The sequence below is a fragment of the Candidatus Poriferisodalis sp. genome, assembly GCF_965198245.1.
Lineage (GTDB): Bacteria > Actinomycetota > Acidimicrobiia > Acidimicrobiales > Poriferisodalaceae > Poriferisodalis.
The window spans coordinates 470,228-493,801 of sequence record NZ_OZ240249.1; the positions used below are offsets into that span (position 1 = coordinate 470,228).

Sequence of the window (23,574 nt, forward strand, 5' to 3'; positions counted from 1 at the left end):
CGTCTCAGCTCCCGTCGCCGCCGGCGTCATCGGGCGGGCCGCCGCCGCCATCACTGCGTCCATCCGCAGCGCCATTCCTGTCGCCGCCGTCGCGTCCGTCGGCTGCGCCGTTCCCGTCGCCGCCAGCCAACGTCTGCCCCAACGCAGCATCCACCGCTGCCAACGCCTCAGCGGCCGCGATCAGCACCCGCACATCGCCGCTCACCTTGATCAGCCCCGCCTGAAGCGCAGCCAACGCGCCCAGCTCGCCTCGCCGCACGGCCTCAGCGGTGGTTCGTGACTGGCTCATCACCACAACGCCGTCGTCGCCGTCGTCAAGACCCTGCGCTGGCTCCAAGTGCGCTCGCCCGCCGTCGATCACCAGCCGGTAGGCAACGACCGGTCCGCCATTGCCGTCGCCGATCCGCTGCTCCACTGTGGCCTGAACCTCCGGCAGCTCCACCTCCGCGAGCACCCCGGACATCGCCTCACACCAGTCCTCGGACCCGATCTCCACGCTCCCGAACCTACGCCCATCATCGGCCAATAGCATGACGGGGTGACCTTTCCGGCTCGCCGTTTGCGCCGCCTGCGCCGCACCCCAGCACTGCGCCGCCTCGTCGCCGAGACCACCGTCACCCCCACCGATCTCATCGCTCCGCTGTTCGTGCGCGAGGACGCCACCGAGCCGCAGCCCATCGTGTCGCTGCCGGGCGTGGTGCAGCACACCCAGGAATCGCTGCGCAAGGAAGTCAACGAGCTGGCGGGCCTCGGCATCAGCGGCGTCATCCTGTTCGGGCTGCCCGCCCGCAAGGACGCTGTGGGTTCGCAAGCCTGGAACCCCGACGGTGTCGTGCAAGTGGCACTGTCCAACCTGCGAGACGACCACGGTCCGGAACTGGCGATCATCGCCGACCTGTGCCTCGACGAGTACACCGACCACGGACACTGCGGCGTGCTGACCGACGACGGCGAGGTTGACAACGACGCCACGCTCGAGCTGTACCAGCGGGTGGCGCTGGCCCAGGCCGAAGCGGGCGCTGACATGGTGGGACCCTCGGGGATGATGGACGGGCAGGTAGGGGCGATCCGCCAGGCCCTTGACCGCAACGGCCACGAGAACCTGCCGATCATGGCCTACTCGGCGAAGTACGCGTCGGCCGAGTACGGGCCGTTCCGCGACGCCGTCGACGTGACCATCCGCGGTGGCGGGAACCGCAAGGGCTACCAGCAGGACCCCTCCAACGCCCGCGAGGCCATGGCCGAGATCGAGTTGGATATTGCCGAGGGCGCCGACATCGTCATGGTGAAACCGGCGCTGGCATACCTCGATGTGATCGCCGCCGCCCGGGCCCGTTTCGACCTGCCGCTGGCGGCGTATCACGTGTCGGGCGAATACGCGATGCTCAAGGCCGCAGCTGCCAACGGCTGGATCGACGGCGACGCCACTGCGGTCGAGCACCTCACCGCCATCAAGCGAGCCGGCGCCGACATCATCCTCACCTACCTCGCACGCGAATTCACCGAGACGCTGCAGTAGCGACCGGCCCGAACGTCCGCAGGCTCAGCGCGCCGGGTGTGTCACCCGCGCCACCCCGATGGCGCACAGCGCTCCGATGAACTGCGCCACGATGAACAACGGAGCACTGGCAGGTGCGATGCCGGCGAACGTGTCGGAGAACATGCGGGCCACGGTCACGGCCGGGTTGGCGAAGCTGGTCGATGAGGTGAAGAAGTAGGCGCCGCCGATGTAGGCGGCCACCGCGAAGGCAACGAACTGCTCCTTGCCCGAGCGAACCACGCCGATGATCACGATCACCAACCCGAACGTGGCGATGATCTCCGACAGGAACGCCTCAGGACTGATCCGGTCCTGGGTCGACCAGAACACGGCGTCGAGCTCGAAGATCACGTTGGCCGCGATGGCGCCCAGGATCCCGCCGACGGTCTGCACCACCACGTACAACCCGGCCATCCGGTTGTCCAGGTCGCCTGCGAGCCGCGCCCACAGCGTCACCGCGGGGTTGAAATGCGCTCCTGACGTCGACCCGAACAGCAGGATCAGGCACGCCAATGCACCCGCAGTCGCGATCGAGTTTTCCAGCAGCTGCAGCCCGACGTCATTCGGGCTCAGCCGCTCGGCCATGATCCCCGAGCCGACCACGCTCAGCAGCAGGAACCCGGTGCCCACGAACTCCGAGGTCAACCGGCTGGCCGTCGTCTGTCGCAGCGCCGTCACCGGGACAGCCTCGCAGCTACGAGCAAACGAGCGTCAACGGCGCGGTGAACTCATGGGCCCCGTTCGGCTGTCTCCTAGTAGAAGCAGAGCGGCGGAACATAGGCGGCGACCGTCGGGGCAGGTCGCGGCGCCGTGTTGCGTTGGGAGCCCGTGTTGGTGTTGGATCCCGTATTGATGTCGAGTGCCGCGTTGGTGTCGGACTCTGTCTTGCTCTCGGGCGCCGCGTTGGTGTCGGACTCAGTGTCGCTTTCGGGTGCCGTGTCGCTTGCGACGACAAAGACGTTGTCGTCGAGTTCGTCGTCGATGGGGGTGTTCCGGCGGATGATGTCCGCCAGGGTGGTGCTGCGAACCTCCGCCAAGAGATCGGCGTTCGCCGTGAAGTAGGCGTCATTCTCGAACCAGAAACGGTCGCCGTCGCGGAGGCGGCGGAACTGGTCGGAGATGACGGCACGGAGCGTCTCGCCGACCGCTGCTGCGGGCACGTGGTCTTCTGCCAGCGCAGCGGGCCAGAGGTCCAAGTCGCCGACGTCTGCGTAGGCGTCTTCGAGCGCTTGTTGGACATCTGGGTCCGACGAGATGTCGGCGAAGCTCTCCACTGCAGTCAAGCCGTAGGCGCTGCGCACCGTGTTGTAGTCGCCGACGCCGTGATCGCGACCCCGCTGAATATTCAGCGCTACCAGGTCGAAGGCGATGCCGTGTGGCTCGCGCTGGAGGAAGTTCCGGACTTCGTTGATGACCTGCGAGTCGACATCTTGGGCCTGTTGAGCAGCGAAGCCGCGCAGGACTTCGGAGATGCCATGACCGTTGTAGAACGAAGGGCTGAAGAACGAACTTGCCAGACTGATCTTCTCTGACTCCCCGTCGGCGTCAAGGAGATTGAGTTTGGGCGACAGCAAGGTGTGGCCGACCCGGTACGCCGCCGCCGAGAACTCGCTGGCGATAGTCGGATCTACGTCTGGGTCGTAGCCCGAGTAGGCGTCGAAGGCGTCGGGCCCCAACAGCAACGGCAAGAACTCGCTGAAGGTGATGTTCTGGATCTGAGCGCCGACGATCTTGCGGGCCAGTTCGTAGGTCTCATCGCCGCTCAGGTCAGGATTCTGGGTGGCGATGATGCCCGCGAGGCGATTGTGCTCGCGGACGAACAGCGTGTGCATCGCCGTGAGACCGATCTGCTCGTTGACTCGCACATCGCCTGCAACAAAGAGCGTCGGGCGGTGCGCGCCGCCTTCATTGCCGAGACCCTGGTCGTTGTACGGCAAGAATCGGCCGTCGCTTGACGTCTTGAGCTTGCCCGTGCCGTCGTTGGTGCGCAGAGCGGAAGCTCGAACTCTGTCGGAGCCGTACACCTGCGAGCCGTCAATGAACGCGGTGATCGCGTTGACCTGCCTTCGAGGATTCTCTGCGTTTGTCCCAGTCTCGGGATCGGAGACCGAGCGGCTGAGACCGATGGTGGCCTCGCCGGTCCCAAGGGGATCGAACACCGGGTCGTCCGCAGGGACAGCGATCGGGAGCGGCTCAGCGGTGTTGTCGAGGCTCAGCGTGATGTCGTGGTCCAGGAACTGGCCCCACTGCCACACGATGTCGCTGGCCTGTGAAAAGTTCGGCACCGAGGTGTGCTGGGCGAACACGAGGTTGCTGATGGTGCGAGCGTTCGGTCGCGATGTCGTCGGCGTCGACACACCGTCGGCGTAGGAATTGGATGCCTTCTTGAGAAGAGTCGTGCCCGCCATTCCCCACGTGGGGTTGACCAGGTTGTTTCGCCGGCCATCCAGTGCCCGCGGCTCGAGATTCTCGGGAAGCTCGTTAAGGCTGAGAGCAACGATGTCGCCGCTCTCCCAGTCGGCATCGACGTCGGGCCATGTGAATTCGCCAGCGTCGACGCTTCCGTCCGCGAGGTTGAACCCCACATCGCCGATCTGCAGCCGCAACGAGCCGGATCCCTCTGGAAGCTCAGGATCGAAGCTCATGCTCACGCTTGCGGTGCCCGAGTCCGATCCCGGCTGGACAAGCAAGACGCTCGTCACCGCGTAGTCCGTTTCCCCCCACGAGAAATCGGTATCGGTGAGTGAGCCGCCCACGGTCTCGCTGTACCCGACGGAATCTCCGTCGCCTCCCACCGTCAGATCGGCTTCCCACAGCACGCTGCCCCCGGTGGTCACCCACTGCGGGGTGGTGCTGTCCTGCGAGTCGGCGCTGAGAGCCAGGCTGTGCGGAGGTGGCGCTGCCAGTGTGAGCAGGACGGCCAAGCCCGCGGCCAACACCAGGAGGCGACGTAAGGGGACTGTGTCTCGCACGGGGGCGGCGCTCCTCAAAATGGAGGGCCGTAGCCCAGGTTGGTGGTGGTGGTCTTCAACGTGATCAGCCTCCGCCGCAGCGGGGTTGCGAATTCCCCAAGCTGCAATCGAAGGCTGAGCGGCGCACGCTAACGGTGCCTTCGTGCAGCGGGACCGATACCGCGCTGAGGGTTTACCAATAGAACTCTGAGGAATCCGAAGGCTGACTTGCTCATTCAATGGTTGAGCGTGCTTGAGCGATCAACGCCGTTGCCGCACCGTGACGACCCCTTGGGCCGCTTGGCGGCACGAGGGCTCATCACCCGGAGCGCAAAGGGATTGTCAGCTGCAATCGAGGATCTTCCACCGCTGCCGGCTGCGCCTGCAGGCGAGCCAGCGTTTAGCGAGCGTCTCGAAGAGTTGCGCCGAGATGAACGGTGAGGATTGGGTCCTCGACGCGTCGGCCTTCGTCAAACTGATCAGGACCGAAGCAGAATCCGATGCTCTGCGCCGATGGCCATCACAGCGGCACCTGGTATCAAGCGCCTTGTTGCGCACCGAGGCCAAACGAGCGGTCGCTGAGGAAGACGTAGAGGCGCGTCGTCGCTGCGAACGCTTGCTGGCCGAGACGCACTTGGTCGAGCTCACCACAGCGATGCTCGATGCGGCCTGCCGGATCCCCGGTCGCAACCTGCGAATACAAGGTGGATGAAGCTTCCAGAGCGCTATTGACCGCTCGACGCACCCACGAGGACACCGAACGATCCTCAGCCGCTGCCGCTGCCTTCACCTGTTCGAGCACCTGTGGAGAAAAGCGCACGGCTACAGGGTCGGACAGTGTCGCCGTGCGTCGCTGTGGCGGCCCCTGGGGCACCTGATTCTCCGGTCGGGCATAGAACTGGTACTCCTCGGCGGGAGTCATGGCTTCAGCGTTCCGTGCTTGAACAAGTGCGGCAGTTGATCAGTGATTTCGAACGGATCATCGTTGTCGAGTAGGTCCAAGTCGAGCAAGTGCTCCACTGAGCTGACTGTTTTACAAACGAGTACAGGCCTCAAGCCGTTTGAACGGCGCCCAGCTCAGTGCTCGCGCAAATCGAAGGCGATCTTGGTCGAGCCGCGGGAACCAGCACTCGCGGCGTGCTCCAGCGCAGCCCGGTATTCCTCCAGCGGGTACAGCTCGGAGACCAGCCGGCCCAGGTCGCTGTCGCGCACCAGCTTGATCGCAGCCTCGAAAGTGTGACCCCCGTCCAGCGACGGCTCGGTGCCGTAGCAGTAGGCCCCCACCATCTCGGTCTCGCGGTGCCACAGCGCCGACAAGTTCAGCTCCACCGAAGCCGGCATGCCCAGCACCACCACCCGACCCCGCGGTCGGGTGATCGCAATGGCATCGGTCAGCGACGACGACGAGGCCACCGCGTCGATCGTCACGTGCGTCCCAGAGCCCAGCGTCTCACCGATCACCCTGGTGCCAGCGGCCCGGCGCACGGCCCGCCCCAGCTCGTCGGGCGACACCGCCAGGTCGGCCCCTAGCTCACGCGCCAGCCGGCGCTGATGGCTGTAGCGAGCGCCCACCACGATCGCCGCCACGCCGGTCAGCTGCCGCAGCGCGGCCACCGCAACCAGACCCATCGTGCCGGCACCGATCACGGCCGCCGTCCCGCCCTCGGTCACTCCCGACCGCAGCGCAGCATGAACGCCCGCAGCGGTCGGCTCGATCATCACCGCCGCCTCGTCCGACAGTTCCGCAGGTTCCAGCGAACCAAGCGAATGCAGCTGCGACTGGTGTGCGGCGAACGTCTCGGACCAGCCGCCGCCCGTCGACGCGCACGAACCTGTCTGCAACCCGGCTTCGATGTCGCCGCCGATGAGGTGGCCGTAGTCGTTGCCGTCGGCAGGCGCCGCATCGGGCCACGGCGGTGCAACACCGTGAGCTTCAGGCCCCAGCACCGGTTCCAGCACCACCCGGGTGCCGTCGTCGATGTGACCCACCACTTCATGGCCTGGCACGAACGGGAACGACACCAGCGACTCGAAATAGCGCGACACCTTCCCGTCCACCGTCGCAAGATCCGAACCGCAGATGCCTGACAGCGCCGTGCGCACGTACTGCCAGTCACCGCCGGGCAATTCCGGGGGATCCATCTCGGTCAAACTCAGCGGACCAACGCCCGCACCCGAGCCAGGCTTCAGCTTGCCCGCCGCCATGGCCGCCGCGAACCGCAGCTCCTTGCGCTCGAAGACCAGTGCCTGCACCTCAGCCCGCCCGAGCCTCAGCCACCGGCCGCAGCGGCCGCCGAACTCACATCAGCAGCCTTGCGCTCCACCACGTCGGCCAGCTTCGCGACAAACTCGCCCAGCGGCACATCGCGCCGCACCGGCTGGCCACGCGGATTCACGCCCACTGTGCCCGCCGCCACATCGTCGTCACCAACCACCAGCACATACGGCACTTTCTCCAGCTTCGCCCGACGAATCCGCGCCCCCAACGGATCGTCCGCCGGCACCATCTCGGCCCGGAATCCGGCTTCACCCAGCTGCGCGACCACCTCCGAGGCAAACGCATCGTGGTCCGCCCGCACGCCCAGCACCACTGCCTGCACCGGCGACAGCCACGGCGGGAACGCACCCCCGTAGTGCTCCACCATCACACCGAAGAACCGCTCGATTGCGCCGAAGAGCGCCCGGTGGATCATGATCGGCCGGTGGAGTTCACCGTCGGCGCCGGTGTATCGCAGATCGAAACGTTCCGGCAGGTTGAAATCGAGCTGAATCGTCGACAGCTGCCATGACCGCCCGATGGCGTCCAGCACGTCGATGTCAATCTTCGGCCCGTAGAACGCCGCCTCTCCCTCGGCCTCGACATAGTCGTGGCCGCGCCGGTCCAAGGCCTCCCGCAGCGCTGCCGTCGCCCGATCCCAGCCCTCGTCGGTGCCCACGAACTTGTCGGGATCCTGCGTCGACAGCTTGAAGGTGAAATCCTCGAAGCCGAACGCGCCGAAGACCGACAGCACGAAATCCAGCAACCGTTCGATCTCGTCGCCCAAATGCTCGGGCGCCATGTACAGGTGGCTGTCGTCCTGGGTGAATCCACGAATCCGCATCAGCCCGTGCAGCGTCCCCGACCGCTCGTAGCGATACACGGTGCCCAGCTCGAACAGCCGCAGCGGCAGCTCCCGGTACGAACGTTGGCGTTGCCCGAAGATCAAGCAGTGCATCGGGCAGTTCATCGGTTTGGGGTAGTAGGCGCCGTTGTCCATCTCCATCGGCGGATACATGCCCTCGGCGTAGAAGTCCAGGTGCCCGGAGGTCTCGAATAGCCGGGCGTGGGCCAAGTGCGGCGTGTACACGAACTCGTAGCCGCCCGCTTCGTGCCGATCCCGGCTGTAGTCCTCCATGATCTTGCGGATCACCGAGCCCTTGGGATGCCACACGGCCAGCCCGCCGCCCAGCTCGGGGGGGAAGCTCAGCAGATCCAGCTCGGTCACGAGCCGCCGATGGTCACGCTTGGCGGCTTCTTCCAGCCGTTCCAAGTGAGCAGCCAGCTCACCAGCAGAGCCCCACGCTGTGCCGTAGATGCGCTGCAGCATCTGGCGGTTCTCGTCACCCCGCCAGTACGCGCCCGCTACCCGCATCAGCTTGAAGTGGCCGAGCCGTCCGGTGTCGGGCACGTGCGGGCCGCGGCACAGGTCCACGAACTCGTCGGTGTTGCGGTAGGTGGTGATCACCCCGCCCTGGGGCCCAGAGGTCGGGTCGTCGGCCTCGCCGTCGAGGATCTCGATCTTGTAGGGGTGCTGGGCGAACAGCTCATCGGCAGCGGCCCGGTCCACCTCGGCGCGAATGAAGGGCTGGCGCGCCGCCACGATGGCACGCATCTCAGCCTCGATCGCTTCGAGGTCGTCGTCGGAGAATGTCCGCGGCCGGCCAACCTCGTCGACACCCAGGTCGAAGTCGTAGTAGAAGCCGTCGGCAATCGGCGGCCCGATCGAGAACGTCGCGCCCGGGTAGAGCCGCAGCACCGCCTGGGCCAGCACATGCGCGGTGGAGTGGCGCAGCACCTCAAGTCCGTCGTCGGAGGACGGGAACACCAGCGACACCGAAGCACCATCAGGCAAGGGCCGGTTCAGATCAAGCTGCTCGCCGTCGGCGACCGCGATCAGCGCATCCTTCGCAGCCCGCCGCCCCAGTGACGCGGCGAGATCAGCACCAGTGGCACCGCCGGGAAGTTCGTGGGATTGCCCGTCGGGCAGCACCACGGTGATCGCTGCGGAGGGGGCCTCGCTGCCGGCGCTCATTGGACTGGGCTCACTGGGACTGGGCTCACTGGGACTGGGCTCACTGGGACTGGGCTCACTGGAACTGGGCTCACTGGACCAGCCTCATCGGGCAGGCAACACGGGGCTGCGGCTAGCCCCCGCCCCCGCCGGAGAACACGATGTTGATCAGGACGATCAGGAAGAGCAACCCACCAAGCACCCAGAGCTTGTCCGCGAACTGGAAGCTCTTGAACTTCGCGAACGGGACCATCATCTTCGACGGATCCTGGAGCGACGTTTCGTCGACCTTGCGGGTATCGGCGTCGCTCATGAGCTCTCCTGAAGAAACTGTTGGGCGGCCGATGCCGCGGTCGGGGGCAGGCCGCAAGCGCAGCCACCGGGCAAGGCTAGTGGTCTGACTTCGTCATGGCTGAGGGATTTTGCCGAGTGGATCTAGCCCTCAGCAGGTCTGGCTGGCTGTGCCGGCTAGGTGCGTACGGCGTCGGCGCCGAGCAGTTCGCGCATCGGTCCAGCCAGGGTGCTCGCATCCACCCAACGCGACTCCGGCAGTTTCACCACCGAGTCGCCGACGCGTATGTGCACGGGCTGGTCGCCGGGGTATTCCGACAGCATCCGCTCGAACGACGCCAGCCAGCGGTCGTCGATGTCGACGCGCTCGACGTTCAGCCACAAGGGCACTGGTCCCTTGCGCAAATCGAAGGTCTCCACCTCGGTCGCCAGAAACGCTGTCTCGCCCTCACCGCGACGGTCCGGCCGGCCGCGCACCAGCACCACGGCGTCCTCGGCAAGCGCCTCGCCCGCAGCGGCGAATCCCTTGGGGAACAGCGTCACCTCCACCGAATCGGAGAGATCCTCGAGCATGAAGCGGGCCATCGGCTCGCCGCCCCGCGTATAGCGACGCTGCAGGCTCTGCACGACACCGCCGAGCGTCACCCACTGCTGCCCGCCGTCTGGGTTGGGCGGCAGCTCGCCGAGACCGCCCACCGAGCACGTCACGACGCGCCGCAGCTGCGCCTCACCGCCGCGCAGCGGATGATCCGACACGTACAGCCCCAGCAACTCCTTCTCCCACGCCAGCGTCTCGCGCTCGGAGGCCTCGATATCAGGAACCTCGATGCGCTCATCGAAGCTCGGGCCATCAGTCGCATCCGACGAGCCGTTCCCGCCGCCGAACAGCGACTGAACACCCGCGGCAGCCTCTTCCCGCCGTCGCTGAGTCGCCTCGATGATCTGCTCGAACACCCGCAGCAGCCCGGTCCGGGAGTGTCCGCACGACTCGAATGCACCCGCCTTGATCAGCGACTCGGTGAACCGGCGGTTCAGCACCTCGCGAGGCATCCGCATACAGAAGTCCTCGAAGTCGACGAATGGTCCGTTGGCGGTGCGCTCGGTGATGATCGGCGTCGCCACCTTCTCGCCCACGTTGCGCACTGCCGACAGCCCGAACGGGATCGTGCTCCCGTCGGCCGCGAAGTCCAGCTCGGAGCGGTTGATGTCGGGTACGAGCACGTCGATGTCGTGCTGGCGGCAGTCGGCCAGGTACACGCCCGCCTTGTCGATGTTGCGCTTGGAGCCCGTCAGCACGGCGGCCAGGAACTCGGTGCGGTGGTTGGCCTTCAAGTACGCCGTCTGGTAGGCGATGAGCCCATAGGCGAACGCGTGGCTCTTGTTGAACGCGTAGTCGGCGAACGGCTCGATGATGTCGAACAGCTGCTTGCCGAGGTTGGCCGTGTAGCCCTTCGCCACGCTGCCTTCCACGAACTTGGCGCGGTGCTCGGCAATCTGCTCGCGGTTCTTCTTGCCGCAGGCCTTGCGCAGGTCGTCCGCTTCGGCCATGGAATACCCGGCGATCTCCTGGGCCACCCGCATCATCGACTCTTGGTAGATCATCAGCCCGTAGGTCTCATGCAGCAGCTCGGCCAGGTCGGGATGAGGAGGCGAAGCCGGCTGGCGGCCGTTCTTGCGGTGGGCGTAGCTGTTGTGCATGTCGGCCGCCATGGGGCCGGGCCGGTACAGCGCCACCAGCGCGCAGATGTCCTCGAACCGGTTGGGCTGCATCGACCGCAGCAGCGAGCGAACCGGCGTGGACTCCAGCTGGAACACGCCCATCGTGTCGCCGGCCCGTAGCAGCTCGAAGGCGGCCGAGTCGTCGAGCGGCACCGAGTCGATGTCGAGATGCTCACCCGTGGTGCGCTCGACCAGTCGCAAGGCCTCGTCGATGATCGACAGGGTTCGCAAACCGAGGAAGTCCATCTTCAGCAGGCCCAGGTCTTCGACGCCGCCCATGTCGAACTGGGTGACGATGGGTGCCTCGTCGGGGTCGGTCCCCGCTTCGGGCTTGCGCTGAATCGGCAGGTACGTGGTCAGCGGCTCGGGGCTGATCACTACGGCGGCGGCATGCACCGAGTCCTGCCGGATGAGGCCCTCGAGTCCGCGGGCCACGTCGACCACCTCACGCACCTCGTCCTCGTGGGTGTACATGGTGCGCAGCTCAGCCGCCGCTGCGTAGCCGTCAGTGTGCTTGTCGTCGCGTTCGAGGCAGGCGCCCAGCGGGGTGTCTCGGCCCATGATCAGCGGCGGCATCGCCTTGGAGATGCGATCGCCGAGCGCGTACGGCTTGCCCAGCACCCGAGCGGCGTCGCGCACCGCCGCCCTCGCCTTGATGGTGGAGAAGGTGATGATCTGCGCGACGTGGTCGTGGCCGTACTTCTGGGCCGCGTAGTGGATCATCTCGTCGCGGTAACGGTCGTCGAAGTCGATGTCGATGTCGGGCATCGAGATGCGCGCCGGGTTCAAGAATCGCTCGAAGAGCAGACCGTATTGGATGGGGTCGAGATCGGTGATGCCCAAGCAGTAGGCAACGGCGCAGCCAGCCGCTGAGCCGCGTCCAGGCCCCACCCGGATGCCGTTCTCGCGGGCATGGCGGATGAGATCCCAGGTGATCAGGAAGTAGCTGCTGAAGCCCATGTCGGAGATGACCTTCAGCTCGTACGCGATGCGAGCGGCGGTGTCTTCAGACACGTTGGCGCCCCAACGCCGCTTCGCTCCCTCGAACGCCAGGTGCTTCAAGAAGGCGTCGGCATCTGCGTGCGGTTCGGGCACCTCGAAGTGGGGCAGCAGCATCCGCCCGAACTCGATGTTCACTTCGGCACGCTCGGCGATTGCCAGTGTGTTGTCGCAGGCCTCGGGGTGCTCGCCGAACAGCGCACGCATCTCCGCGGCGGACTTGAGATAGTGCTGGTCGCCGTGGAACTTGAAGCGGTCCGGGTCGCTGCGCAGCGCCCCGGTCTGCACGCACAGCAGCGCATCGTGGGCCAGCGCATCGCCCTGTTGGGTGTAGTGCAGGTCGTTGGTGGCGAGCAGGGGTGCACCGAGATCGTGGGCGATCTGCAGCAGCTGGGGGTTGCAGTCGCGCTGGGCACCGATGCCGTGGTCCTGCAGCTCGACATAGAGCGAATCGCGCCCGAAGATGTCCTGCAGGCGGCCAGCACGGCGGAGGGCCTCGTCGTAGTCGCCGCCCAGCAGCGCCTGCTGCACCACACTGCCGAGGCATCCGGTGGTGGCGATCAGACCGTCGGCGTGTTCGGCGAACATCTCCCAGTCCATCCGGGGCTTGTAGTAGTAGCCCTCGAGGAAGGCCCGGCTGGCCAGCTTGAGCAGGTTGCGGTAGCCGGCGTCACTGTGGGCCAGCAGCGTCAGGTGGTAGTAGAGCTTCTCGCCCTCGCCGTCGTCGCCCGAGTCGTCGACCTTGCTGTTCTTGGCCCGGTTTCGGCTGGGCCGTTCGTGGCGGCTGTCGAGCGCCATGTAGGCCTCGGTGCCGATGATCGGCTTGATGCCCGCCGACTTGGCTGAGCGGTAGAAGTCCAGGACTCCGTACATGTTGCCGTGGTCGGTGATGCCAAGCGCCGGCTGGCCGTCGGCGACCGCTGCAGCCACGACTTCGTGGATGCGCGCCGCGCCGTCGAGCAGGGAGTACTCGGTGTGGGTGTGCAGGTGAACGAACGACGCTGCCACGCTGCTCCTTGATGTTGTCCGAAGCGACCCGTTTGTCGAACATAGACCCGTCGCAGGCGCGATCCCGGTATCGCCGAAGCGTTCGCGAGGCAAGGTGGCAAAACCCCCGGAAAACATGGTTGGACGGGCGCTCGCAGCACTGCATCATGGAGGGATGAGCACACCGGACCGCGCGCCGCACAGCGCGCCGGGCGCTGACGACCAGAACAGCGTCGACGAGCTCGCTGCCGACGAGCTGGAGTTCGACGACGGTGCCGTGCTGCCCTGCGACGAACTCAACAGCGTCCTGGTGGTCGACGATCCGCGCCAGGGCTTGTGGGAGCTGGTCGACAGCGGCTGGGCCGATCAGCACCTGCCCGAGCTGCCGGCGTTGGCGCTCGAGCAGGACCCGATCCATCTCCACAAGGACGTGTTGGCGCACACGATCGCCGTCGTGGCCCAGAGCCCGCCGCGGCTGCGGGTGCGCCTCGGGGCGCTCTTTCACGACATCGGCAAGCCGCTGACGCGCTCGTTCTCCCACGGTGGTGTGACGTTCCGCAACCACGAGGCCGTGGGCGCCAAGATGACTCGCCGCCGCATGCCGCAGATGGGCTACAGCCGCGAGCTCACCGACGAGGTGGCCCGGCTGGTGCACCTGTCGGGCCGCTTCAAGGGCTACGACACCGGCTGGACCGATGCGGCGGTGCGACGCTACGTCCGTGACGCCGGGCCGCTGCTCGGCGACCTGAACGACATGGTGCGCAGCGACTGCACATCGCGCAATGTGAAGCGGATCCAGGCGCTGCACGATGCGCTCGACCGATTCGAGGTTCGCATCGCCCGGCTGGCCCGGGAGCAGGCCGTCGCCGAGGTGCGTCCCGAGATGAACGGCGACGAGGTGATGGCCCACTTGGGCTTGGAACCCGGGCCCGAGGTGGGCCAGGCCATGAACTTCCTGATGGAGCTGCGCCGGACTGAAGGCGAGCTGGGCGACGACGAGGTCCGCCGCCGCCTCCATGGGTGGTGGGCCGCCCAAGCTCCTGTCGAGTATGGGAGCGAGCAACGAAACTGATCCGTTGTGGCGACCGCCGTTGTTGCGCCACATTCCTGCTGCATATGACACGATAAGCTCTTTTACGCGTCAAACACATATAGGACTGGCGCGGTAAGCGGCATGTCCAGCAGCGGGAGCGAGTCGCCATCATGGGCCTTCTTCGCACAGAGTCGTGGCCAGGAAATCCGGCGGCGCCCCGGGTTGTCGACCAGCGGCCGGGAACATTTCGCGCCTATGTCCCTCACCGCCTGACCTGCTGGCATCCGTTGCTGCCAGCCGATGTGGCGGCACTCGTTGCAGATGCCGAACGGCAACTGGTTGCGACCGCCTCAATACTTGCACCGGATTCTGCTTCGGTCAGCATGTTCTTCTGGGCGGAGTCGCTCGGCTCGTCGCGAATCGAGGGAGTGACACCGCAGGCCCGGCGGGTCGTGCACGCATTGATCGCCGAGGCGTCCCCAGCCCCACCTCATCGTCGGGGCCATGTCGGCGAGGCGATTGGCAACATCGAAGCAACGGCAGAAGCACTGCGCATCCTGGCCCAGCCGGCGGCATTGACCGTCGAGCTGCTCTGCGATGCCCATCGCGTGCTGATGAACTCGTCCCCGAATCCGGGACTCGGCGGCGTCCTGAAGACGACGCAGAACTGGATCGGGGGCAATGACTGGCATCCGCTCGATGGCGAATTCGTGCCGCCTCCGCCCGATGAATGCCGACCGCTCATGGAAGACCTGGTTGCCTACCTCAGAACCGGCGATCATTCGCCGGTTCTGCAAGCTGTGGTGGCGCACGCTCAATTCGAGACGATTCATCCATTCGGCGACGGCAACGGCCGTGCAGGCCGAGCCCTCTTGTACGCAGCGTTGAAGCATCGGTGCGCCGCGGAGGGGTTCATGCCGCCTGTCAGCTTGGCGCTGTCGCAGAACCGTGATGCTTACCTGCGGTCGCTCGCCGCGTATCAGAGCTACGTCGGGGCGCCCGATGACGTGCGCAGATCCGCAGCCGTGATCCCGCTGCTCGAGGTGGTCAGTACTGCTGTGAACCAGTCGTGCCAAGCGGCGAATTCCTATTCGGACGTCGTATCACGCCTGCAGAACCGTTGGCGCGAACGTGTGGGGCAGCGCACCGGGCGCTCTGCGGCACTGGCTGCAGTGAGTCTGCTGGCGTCGCAACCCTCGCTGACGCCAGAGATCCTCGCGTCGGAATCCGGCTTCTCGCAGCGGCGGTGCGCAGACGCGCTTCGTCGCCTGACCGAAGCTGGCATTACACGGAGCCGCCGCGTCGGTACGCGCTTGCGTGCCTACGACGCCGACCGCATCTTCGAAATGTACGACGTCATGTCCTCGACAATGTGTGATCCGCACAGCGCACGTCAACTCCTCGGCCAGATCGCAGAAGATCCGTTTCTGCCGACCAAAGACAGCAACGACTTCTCGGGCGCCGTCGAGAGCGTCGATCTCGGGGCGTGGTGGGAGCGATGCCCACTGCGCGTGCGCTCGACCGGCCAGCGCTGCGGGCTTGCAGTTGGGCACCGAGGACATTGCCGGACAATTCCGCAGCGTCGCCACCCGCCCCGCACACGCTGAGTGCGACAGGCGCGTCGCGCCCTCGCCCTAGCGTGGGCGCCCGTGGAATGGGTGTCGAATCCTGAGATCTGGATCTCGCTGGTCACGTTGACGGTGCTCGAGATCGTGCTCGGCATCGACAACGTGATCTTCATCTCGATCTTGGCGAGCCGTCTTGACGGCTCTCAATCAGACACAGCGGGCGGCGGAAAGAGTTCACAGGCCGACCGTGCGCGGGTTGTGGGACTGTCGCTGGCGATGGGGATGCGGGTGCTGCTGCTGCTGGGCATCTCGTGGATCGTCCGGCTGACGACGCCCCTGTTCTCGGTGTTCGGCCACGAGCTCTCGGGGCGCGACCTGATCCTGCTGGGCGGCGGGTTGTTCCTGCTCGGCAAGTCCACGTTCGAGATCCACCACAAGCTCGAAGGCGACGACGACCACGGCCCCGAGGCCAGCGCAGCGGGGTCGTTCGCTCGGGTGATCGTGCAGATCCTGCTGCTCGACTTGGTGTTCAGCCTGGACTCGGTCATTACCGCTGTCGGCATGGCCGACCGTGTCGGCGTGATGATCGCAGCCGTCGTCATCGCCGTCGGCGTGATGCTGTGGTCCTCAGGTCCGGTGATGCGCTTCGTGAGCCGCCATCCCACCGTCAAGATGCTGGCGCTCAGCTTCCTGCTGCTCATCGGCATGTCGCTCGTGGCTGAGGGCGCCGACTTCCACATTCCCAAGGGCTACATCTACTTCGCCATGGGCTTCGCAGTGATGGTGGAGGCGCTCAACCTGCGAATGAAGCGCAATCGCGCGTCACGCAAGCCGCCCGTGGAGCTGCACGAGCGCCGCCTGCCCGAAGCCGACACTCCCGCTCACTGAGCCGACCGCGCCTAGCGGCGCCGGGCGACGGGCCGCGACGTACTACTCGGCGCCCTCGTCGTCTGAATCTTGACGCAGCCGGTCGGCCAGCTCGCGCAGCCGATCGAGTGCATCGGCATCGTCGATCTCGCCGAGGAACTGCGGCAGCTTGATACCCGCTTGGCTTGCCACCTCGTGCAACGGCGGCAGAGCGCCCACGAGGCCGGATACGAAGTTGGCGGTTGTACCGGCTTGGCCGTCGCCGCCCGAGCCCGAGTCCCACACGGTGATCTTGTCGATCTTGAGGTTCGAGATGGCCTTCACCTGCTCGGCCACGAGGTTCGGCAGTTGCTCGGCAATCATCAGCAGCGCTGCTTGGGGCGCCGCGCCGCCGCTGGCGGCCACCAGGGCACCGAAGCCCTCGGCGCGGCGGCTGAGCAATGCCAGCAAGCCCAGCGCCTCAGCCTCCATGAGCAGCCGCTGACCGTCGGCCTCGCCGGCCTTCACCAGCCTGATCCGGTCAGCCTCGGCTTCGGCAAGCGTCCGCACCCGCTCGCGTTCCACCTGGGCCGGCACCACGATGTCGGCGTCCTGCGCGGCCTTGTCGCGCTCTGCTCGCACCCGCTCGGCTTCTGCCTCAGCCATGAACGATTCCTGCTCGGCCTGGGCCTGGCTGACGCGTTCAGCGGCGTTGGCGGCGCGTTCAGCTTCGGCTTCGGCTTGGCGCCGCTCGCTGGCCGATTCAGCAATCACCACGTGCGATTCGTTCTCGCCTTCGGTAGCCGTGGCGTTGGCTTGTGCCACTCGGATGCGCTGCTCGCGTTGCGCCTCGGCGGCGCCGATGTCGCCGTCGCGCTCCTGCTCGGCCACCTTGACCTTGGCCTCGCTAATGGCGCGGGCCGCGGCTTCGCGACCGAGGGCGTCGATGTATCCAGATTCGTCGGTGATGTCCTGGATGTTGACGTTGATGAGGCGCAGCCCGACCTTGCGCAGTTCGAGCTCGAGCGATTCGGTGATGTTGACGATGAGCTGCTCGCGGTCGGTGTTGATCTGTTCGATCGGCATGGTGGCGATCACCACGCGCATCTGACCGAAGATGATGTCGCGGGCCAGGTTCTCGATTTCCAGCAGAGTCAGACCGAGCAGCCGCTCGGCGGCATTCTGCATGACGCCTGGCTCGGTGGAGACCCCGACCGTGAACGTGGCTGGCGTGTTGACCCGAATGTTCTGCTGCGAGAGAGCGCCTTGCAGCTTGATCTCGATGGGAATCGGCGTGAGGTCCAAGAAGGACCAGCCCTGCAGGATTGGCCACACCATTCTGCCGCCGCCATGCAGGCACTTCGCCGACTCACCTTCCCCTCCGACGCGTCCATAGATCACGAGGATCCGGTCGGATGGACAGCGCTTGAAGCGCGATGAGATCCACAGCAGGGCGATCAGCAGGATGGCGAACAGGCCACTTGCGAGTGCGATGACGGCCATAGCTACCTCTATGTCTGCTTGGTGTGGAAGGTCAGGCTAGTGAGGCGCTACGAGGACCGTCGAAGGGTCGACGACGCCGATGACGGTGACGGCAGTCTGCGCCGGCAGGCTTTCGTCGGACTCTGTCAGGGCGTTGATGACCCGCAGTCGACCCTGCACCATCACTTCGACTTTGCCTGGCTTGGCACGGTTCGCGGCAACCGTGAGATAGACGGTGCCGTGCGCGCCTACTGCGGACTGGTAGTCGATCGAACCGCTCTCGCCGAGCTTCGCGAACGAGCGCCACAGCAAGCCCACGGCAATGAACACTGCGAAGCCGGCGGCGATGGCGACGCCCACTGACAGGGCTGTGGAGCGGTCTGCCTGCTTCATGAGGACGCCCGTCCAGCCGAACGCAAACGAGAATGCGGTCAACGTCCGCACAGACAGGAACCCGCTGCCCGGGTCCTCGTCGCCAACGTCGAATTCGACGTCACCTCCGATGCCGAATGCCAGCAGCGCGATCTGCAACAGCAGGAAGAAGCTGGCGATGAAGGCGATCGCGTAGAAGATCTGCAGATCGCCGGTCAGAGCCTGCCACCAGTCACCCATGAACTGCCTCCTCGCTGGAACTCTACGCGTCGCTGCGAGTGGCCCGTCTGCGCGGAAGACCGCGAGCGAACCTGCCTCCGAAACAGGACTGGCCTAGCTGGACTGGCTTAGCTGATCCTGCGCTCGGTCAGGCCACCGGACGGCGTCCAGGTCTCGACCACCAGGTGCCTGTCCTCAACGCGTACCAGCACCACTCGGGCGATGTTGATGGTGAAGAGCGCCAAGCGGACCGAGTCATCGATCTCGTGGTGATGCCCACGCACGAAGACCACGAGCTGGTCCGTGTCCGCCGGCACAGCGCTGCCCTCGATCCGCGCATCTCCTGCCGCCAAGTCCTCGTCATCGGGCGTTGAATGCAGGCCGAGGCGCGGGTCGCGTCGCAAGTCGGCGGCCTTTGCCGAGGTCTGCTCCATGCCCAGCCACAGATGCCCGTCACGGATCGGCGCTTCCATGCCCGACATGCGAGGCGAGCCATCGCGACGGATGGTCGCCATCACGGCGTGTTGGTGATTCTCAAAACGCTCCTGCACCCGCCCGGCCAGCTCACCGCAGGCCTCGGCGAAGGCTGCCCAGCTCATCACGTTGCTCGTCGTGCTCATCCGAATTCCGCCTCGTTCACGACTCGATGCGTCTCGCCGTGAGGCTAAGAGGACGGCGTCGGTACCGTCGCGGTCGTGAGGCCGGTGCGTGCAGCAGCGATGGTTGCGGTGATGGTGCTTCTGGCCGCAGCATGCGGCTCCGGAGCCGACGATCCTGGCGGCTCGGCCGATCAGCAGCAGCCGGGTGTTGCAGGCGACCCGAGCGTTGCGGTGACTGCGCCTCCCGCCCTGCGCACGGTCCCGGCGCCGGCGACCAGCACTGCGCCTGCAGCAACCAGCACTGCGCCTGCAGCGTCCGGCACGGAACCGAGTGCGACTTCGAGCGCACCAACTAGCGCTGCTCCGACGACGCGATCCCTCGCCGAAACCCGGTTCGAACTGGTGCCCGTTGCCGAGATCGTCTCGCCGATCGCGCTGGTCGCCAGGCCCGGCACCGACCAGCGGTACGTGGCCACGCTGACTGGGCAGGTGTGGCTGTTGGACCCTGCCGATGCCAGCGCCGCACCGCAACTGGCCGCAGACGTCAGCACGTGGGTCAGCCAGGGCTGCGAGAACGGGCTGCTGGGCCTTGCGTTTGCTCCCGACGGCTCGCTCCTGTACCTCAGCTATACCGACACGGCTCGCAACAGCCGGATCGCGGTGATGCCGATGGAGGGCGAGATCCCCCAGACCGACCGCAGCAAGGTGCTGCTGGCGCTGGATCAACCTGCGTGCAACCACAACGGCGGCGACCTGACGTTTGGACCCGACGGGCAGCTGTGGATCGGCTTCGGCGACGGCGGCGGCGCGAATGACGTCTTCGGGCAGGGCCAGGATCGCGACACGCTCCTCGGCACCATCGTGCGCATCGATCCGAGCCCTGCCTCGGGGAGGGGTTACGGCATTGGTAACCGCAACCCGTTCGCCACCAGCGGGGGAGCGCCCGAGGTGTGGGCCTACGGCGCGCGCAACCCGTGGCGGTTCTCGTTCGATCGCGAGAGCGGCGACCTGTGGATCGGCGACGTCGGCCAGGACCGCATCGAGGAAATCCATGTGCTGCCAGCCGACGACGGATGGTCACCGGGCGCCAACCTGGGCTGGCCGCTGTTCGAAGGCAACGAGCAGTTCAGTGGGAACGGTGCCGGTACCGACACTCCCGCCGACATCGTCTTCCCCGTCTACACCTACAGCCACGACGAGGGCTGCTCAGTCACTGGCGGCTACGTCTACCGGGGACACGCCCTCGGGGCCCTGTGGGGCACCTACGTGTTCGGCGATTACTGCACGGGTGAGGTGTGGGGCCTGGTACGGGGACCCGGCGGCGAACCAGAGCGGATCGAGCTGGGCGTGTCGGTACCGCGCAACTCGCTGGTGTCCTTCGGCGAAGACGCCGGCGGCGAGCTCTACGTGCTCAGCGCAGCGGGCACCGTTTTCCGCCTCGAATCAGTCACGCCGTAAAGGCTCCCGGCAACATGCCGCCCTCAGCTGGGTTGCCAAGCGCCCCAAGCGAGGTCGGTGACCACTCGGAGCGTCCAACGCGGCTCAGTGGTGGACACGACCCACCCATCAGAGCCTCGCCGGCGGTTGATGAACCAGTCCAAGATGAGTTCCGTCGGGCCTGACCCGTAGCCGAGGTAGGCGCCGTCGGGCGACCAGCGCGCCCCGAGCGTGAGATCAGGCAGTTCGTGGACAAGCGTGAGCTCGGCACCCAGTGATCCGGCGGTGTGCAACTGAAGTGCCCGGCGATCGATCACGCCGTCGCCGTGCTCGTCATAGTGCGCGACGTAGGCGAGGCGGTTGTCCACCGGAGACCATCCGAGGACGTTGCCGTTCCCCTCGATGGCCGCAGCACCGCCGATTCCGTTGGACTGCTGGACCATGGGCCGGGTGCCGAGGACGTTGCCGTCCGCATCGCGCAGCACCTGCGTGTACGCGACATGGTTACCGTCGCGCGACCACAGCAGCGCCCCGTTCACGTTTGACCGGATCTCGCCCAGCTCACGCAGGTCGCTCCCGTCGCGTCGCACCACCCAGGCGTGCTCCCGCAGCGGGACGCCCCGGCCGGCCGTGCCGACTGTGATGCCGTAGGCGAAGTGGGTGCTGTTGGGTGACCAGCCCATGAACCGGCTACCGACCGGCAGCTCGAGCACGTTGGTGTCGCCGTTTGCGGTCTGCACCCTGAGTCGCATCGAGCAGTCCGTCGGATCGAGCGACTCGTACGCGAGGTGGCTGCCGTCCGGCGACCAGAGATGCAGGAGGCGCCATTGGATGCGGTCGATGAAGCCCAGATCGCGGGCGTCGCTGCCATCACTGCTCGCGATCCAGAGGTTCTGGCTCTCGTTCCGCTCGTTGCCGTCACAGTCGCTTGGCGTGGCATACGCGATGCGCTGACCATCAGGTGACCAGCCCAGGAACGTGACGTCCTCCCCGAGAGTGACGGGGGAAGTGCGTGCATCCACCGTGTCGATACGCGCGTGCGATGTCTCTTCCCCCGATTCGGGATCGGTGGACAGCTCCACGTACGCGAGGCGTCGCCCGTCGGGCGACCAGTTCGCGAGCGATAGATCCGAGAAGAGGAAGGTGCGGTAATCGACGTGGCCGATGCGGCGGAGTCGGCTGCCATCGGCCGCGGCGAGGTGCGCTTCGATGCTGTCGGAACGACCGTCGCCATCGGTGTCGATGAACCTGAAGGCGACCACGTGGCGGCCGTCGGGCGACCACGTCGGGTATCCGCCCGGTTCGAAGAGCACCTGCTCGTCACCGGCGAGCCCGGCGACCCTCAGATGGCCGTCGACATTGGACCAACTCAAACGACCGTCATTCGGATGCCATGCCCAGCCGCGATGGTCTTCGGATTGCAGCTGCCGTTCCGATCCGTCGGCGCGCGCCGTCCAGAGGCGTTCGCCCTCGCCGGAGGGGCCTCGCGCCTTGCTCATTGCCAGGACCGGCAGCGACGTTCCACTCACGGGAGCGGGGCGCGGCACTCCTCGCTGGATGGCAGTGAAGATCGCGCGCGCCTGCTCATCTGACGGGGAGGCTTCGGGGATCGCGACGCGAGGCTCTCCTGCTTCGGCGATCCGCTCGATCTCGATCGTCGATCCGATGGCATCCAGCGTCGCCTTAACCGCCGTTTCGATGGATGAGCCCACGTCATCGGCACGGCCCACGATCACGACACGCGCAGGGCGGTAGTCGGCGATCACGGAGGCGGTTGCGTCCGGCAAGCCGTCTGCGATCGTGCGCGGCGATGCGTATGCGACGGCTGCATCTGCGGTCTGGGTGGCCACGTCTGCTGCAGTGCGGACATCGGTCCCGTTCCAGCCGTTCGCCACAATCAGGGTGGCCGTGTCCAGCCCGACGACCTCAGGGCGCTCCAGTGCAACGCGGGCAGCCAACGCTGCGGTCTCGATCCGGGTGGCACCGCCGAGGCGCTCGACCACGCTCCAGCGGTATGCCGCACGCGCCGCTGTGGTCAACTCATCCATCGCCGCCGGCAGCACCGCAACCTCGCCGCCCACGACCTGCACGCGGTCTGGCGCGAAGTCGGCTATGAGGGCGGCGGTCTCGGGCGACAGGCCGCCGGGATCGATGCACACTTTCGCTGCGTTGCGGGCGTGATGAGCTAGCGCCTCGGCGACCGCGTTGTCGGCTGGGCCCGGGCAACCGGCCACGACGAGCGTCAGGTTGGGCCCATTGCGTGCAAGATTCGATGGCGAACTTGCCGCGCCCGACGGCACCGCTGGTGCAAGGACGCCTAGCGAGACCGCCAGGGCCATCACTACCTTCGCTGCTGGCTTGAAACGCCGATTGCGACGCTTTGCCGTCGAAGTCGGAATTGCGGGACCGCGATCTCTCTTCACGAATGCGGAACGCTAGTCAGCCCGATGCGTCGCACCGGACCGCGGTGGCCGGGCTCAGCTCTGGCCGTCCAGTTTGCGGTTCTTGATCTTGGCCTTGACGTAGTCGCGATTCATGAACGCAATGAAGTCGAGGCTGATCTCCTTCGGACAGGCTTCGGTGCACTCGCCGTGGTTGGTACACGAGCCGAAGTACCGCTCCATCGTCTCGACCATGGCCTCGGTGCGCTCCCATCGCTGGGGCTGGCCTTGGGGAATCAGGTTGAGATGTGCCAGCTTCGCTGATGTGAACAGCTGCGCCGCCGAGTTGGGGCACGCGGCCACACAGGCGCCGCAGCCGATGCACGCCGCAGCGTCGAACGATGTGTCCGAGGCCTCCTTGGGAACGGGGGTGAGGTTGGCGTCGCCGGCTGCGCCGGTGTTGACCGAGATGTAGCCGCCCGCCTCGATGATGCGGTCGAAGGAACTGCGGTCCACTACCAGGTCGCGCACCACCGGAAACGCCTTCGCCCGGAATGGCTCCACGGTGATGACATCGCCGTCGGAGAACCTCCGCATGTGCAACTGGCACGCCGTGGTGGCGGCCTCGTGACCGTGCGCCCGGCCGTTGATCATCAGGCTGCACGTTCCGCAGATGCCCTCACGGCAGTCGTGGTCGAACTCGATCGGCACACCGCCCTCGTCGATGAGCCGCTCGTTGATGATGTCGAGCAGCTCTAGGAACGACATGTCCTCGCTGACGTCTGGCGCATCGAAGGCCTCGAACCGACCTGCGGCGTCTGGCCCGTCCTGCCGCCAGATGCGCAACTTGAGGTTCAGAGTGCCGCCGTGGCTCTGCTG

General features: G+C 66.4%; 18 protein-coding genes. 5 read left to right on the top strand and 13 right to left on the bottom strand.

Annotated elements, in window-relative coordinates:
* Positions 1 to 4: 4 nt before the first annotated feature.
* On the bottom strand, positions 5 to 496 hold the full coding sequence (locus tag ACOCMM_RS02265) for a hypothetical protein (protein WP_419551578.1): 492 nt from the start codon (positions 494 to 496) through the stop codon (positions 5 to 7).
* A gap of 42 nt (positions 497 to 538) precedes the next feature.
* On the opposite strand from ACOCMM_RS02265, the gene hemB reads away from it, so the two are divergent.
* The gene (gene hemB, locus ACOCMM_RS02270; RefSeq protein ID WP_419551579.1) at positions 539 to 1,519 is read left to right on the top strand and encodes a porphobilinogen synthase; all 981 of its coding nucleotides are present in this window, start codon (positions 539 to 541) and stop codon (positions 1,517 to 1,519) included.
* A 24-nt stretch (positions 1,520 to 1,543) separates the two neighbouring features.
* Here hemB and ACOCMM_RS02275 read toward each other — a convergent pair whose 3' ends face one another.
* From ACOCMM_RS02275 to dnaE, 7 genes are all read right to left on the bottom strand, one after another.
* Positions 1,544 to 2,218: an aquaporin gene (locus ACOCMM_RS02275; protein ID WP_419551580.1), complete on the bottom strand. Its 675-nt coding sequence runs from the start codon at positions 2,216 to 2,218 to the stop codon at positions 1,544 to 1,546.
* Between the two features lie 74 nt (positions 2,219 to 2,292).
* Complete coding sequence (locus ACOCMM_RS02280; protein WP_419551581.1) at positions 2,293 to 4,512, bottom strand: peroxidase family protein; 2,220 nt, start codon at positions 4,510 to 4,512, stop codon at positions 2,293 to 2,295.
* 517 nt (positions 4,513 to 5,029) lie between these two features.
* The gene (locus ACOCMM_RS02285; RefSeq protein ID WP_419551582.1) at positions 5,030 to 5,413 is read right to left on the bottom strand and encodes a hypothetical protein; all 384 of its coding nucleotides are present in this window, start codon (positions 5,411 to 5,413) and stop codon (positions 5,030 to 5,032) included.
* Positions 5,414 to 5,568: 155 nt separating this feature from the next.
* Positions 5,569 to 6,744, bottom strand: a complete 1,176-nt coding sequence (locus ACOCMM_RS02290; RefSeq protein ID WP_419551583.1) for a zinc-dependent alcohol dehydrogenase — start codon at positions 6,742 to 6,744, stop codon at positions 5,569 to 5,571.
* Between the two features lie 17 nt (positions 6,745 to 6,761).
* The gene (gene thrS, locus ACOCMM_RS02295; protein WP_419551584.1) at positions 6,762 to 8,783 is read right to left on the bottom strand and encodes a threonine--tRNA ligase; all 2,022 of its coding nucleotides are present in this window, start codon (positions 8,781 to 8,783) and stop codon (positions 6,762 to 6,764) included.
* 112 nt (positions 8,784 to 8,895) lie between these two features.
* A complete protein-coding gene (locus tag ACOCMM_RS02300) occupies positions 8,896 to 9,075 on the bottom strand; it encodes a hypothetical protein (protein WP_419551585.1) in 180 nt (59 codons plus the stop codon).
* A 155-nt stretch (positions 9,076 to 9,230) separates the two neighbouring features.
* Positions 9,231 to 12,779 carry a DNA polymerase III subunit alpha gene (gene dnaE / locus ACOCMM_RS02305; RefSeq protein WP_419551586.1) on the bottom strand — a complete coding sequence of 1,183 codons (3,549 nt, stop codon included), beginning with the start codon at positions 12,777 to 12,779 and terminating at the stop codon, positions 9,231 to 9,233.
* A gap of 154 nt (positions 12,780 to 12,933) precedes the next feature.
* Between dnaE and ACOCMM_RS02310 the strand changes: the two genes are divergently transcribed.
* The 3 genes from ACOCMM_RS02310 (at position 12,934) to ACOCMM_RS02320 (ending at position 16,247) form a co-directional block, all read left to right on the top strand.
* Positions 12,934 to 13,830 carry an HDIG domain-containing metalloprotein gene (locus ACOCMM_RS02310; RefSeq protein ID WP_419551587.1) on the top strand — a complete coding sequence of 299 codons (897 nt, stop codon included), beginning with the start codon at positions 12,934 to 12,936 and terminating at the stop codon, positions 13,828 to 13,830.
* Positions 13,831 to 13,961: 131 nt separating this feature from the next.
* Positions 13,962 to 15,398: a Fic family protein gene (locus ACOCMM_RS02315; RefSeq protein WP_419551588.1), complete on the top strand. Its 1,437-nt coding sequence runs from the start codon at positions 13,962 to 13,964 to the stop codon at positions 15,396 to 15,398.
* Positions 15,399 to 15,440: 42 nt separating this feature from the next.
* Positions 15,441 to 16,247, top strand: a complete 807-nt coding sequence (locus ACOCMM_RS02320; protein ID WP_419551589.1) for a TerC family protein — start codon at positions 15,441 to 15,443, stop codon at positions 16,245 to 16,247.
* A 42-nt stretch (positions 16,248 to 16,289) separates the two neighbouring features.
* Here ACOCMM_RS02320 and ACOCMM_RS02325 read toward each other — a convergent pair whose 3' ends face one another.
* The 3 genes from ACOCMM_RS02325 to ACOCMM_RS02335 all read right to left on the bottom strand — a co-directional run bounded on the left by ACOCMM_RS02325 (position 16,290) and on the right by ACOCMM_RS02335 (position 18,898).
* Positions 16,290 to 17,708, bottom strand: coding sequence for a flotillin family protein (locus ACOCMM_RS02325; protein ID WP_419551590.1), 1,419 nt, complete (start codon positions 17,706 to 17,708; stop codon positions 16,290 to 16,292).
* A 36-nt stretch (positions 17,709 to 17,744) separates the two neighbouring features.
* The gene (locus tag ACOCMM_RS02330; protein ID WP_419551591.1) at positions 17,745 to 18,299 is read right to left on the bottom strand and encodes a hypothetical protein; all 555 of its coding nucleotides are present in this window, start codon (positions 18,297 to 18,299) and stop codon (positions 17,745 to 17,747) included.
* Between the two features lie 107 nt (positions 18,300 to 18,406).
* Positions 18,407 to 18,898: a pyridoxamine 5'-phosphate oxidase family protein gene (locus tag ACOCMM_RS02335; protein ID WP_419551592.1), complete on the bottom strand. Its 492-nt coding sequence runs from the start codon at positions 18,896 to 18,898 to the stop codon at positions 18,407 to 18,409.
* 75 nt (positions 18,899 to 18,973) lie between these two features.
* On the opposite strand from ACOCMM_RS02335, the gene ACOCMM_RS02340 reads away from it, so the two are divergent.
* The gene (locus ACOCMM_RS02340) at positions 18,974 to 20,335 is read left to right on the top strand and encodes a PQQ-dependent sugar dehydrogenase (RefSeq protein WP_419551593.1); all 1,362 of its coding nucleotides are present in this window, start codon (positions 18,974 to 18,976) and stop codon (positions 20,333 to 20,335) included.
* Positions 20,336 to 20,358: 23 nt separating this feature from the next.
* Here ACOCMM_RS02340 and ACOCMM_RS02345 read toward each other — a convergent pair whose 3' ends face one another.
* Complete coding sequence (locus tag ACOCMM_RS02345) at positions 20,359 to 22,737, bottom strand: hypothetical protein (protein WP_419551594.1); 2,379 nt, start codon at positions 22,735 to 22,737, stop codon at positions 20,359 to 20,361.
* A 54-nt stretch (positions 22,738 to 22,791) separates the two neighbouring features.
* Positions 22,792 to 23,553, bottom strand: coding sequence for a succinate dehydrogenase/fumarate reductase iron-sulfur subunit (locus ACOCMM_RS02350; RefSeq protein ID WP_419554806.1), 762 nt, complete (start codon positions 23,551 to 23,553; stop codon positions 22,792 to 22,794).
* Positions 23,554 to 23,574: the final 21 nt, after the last annotated feature.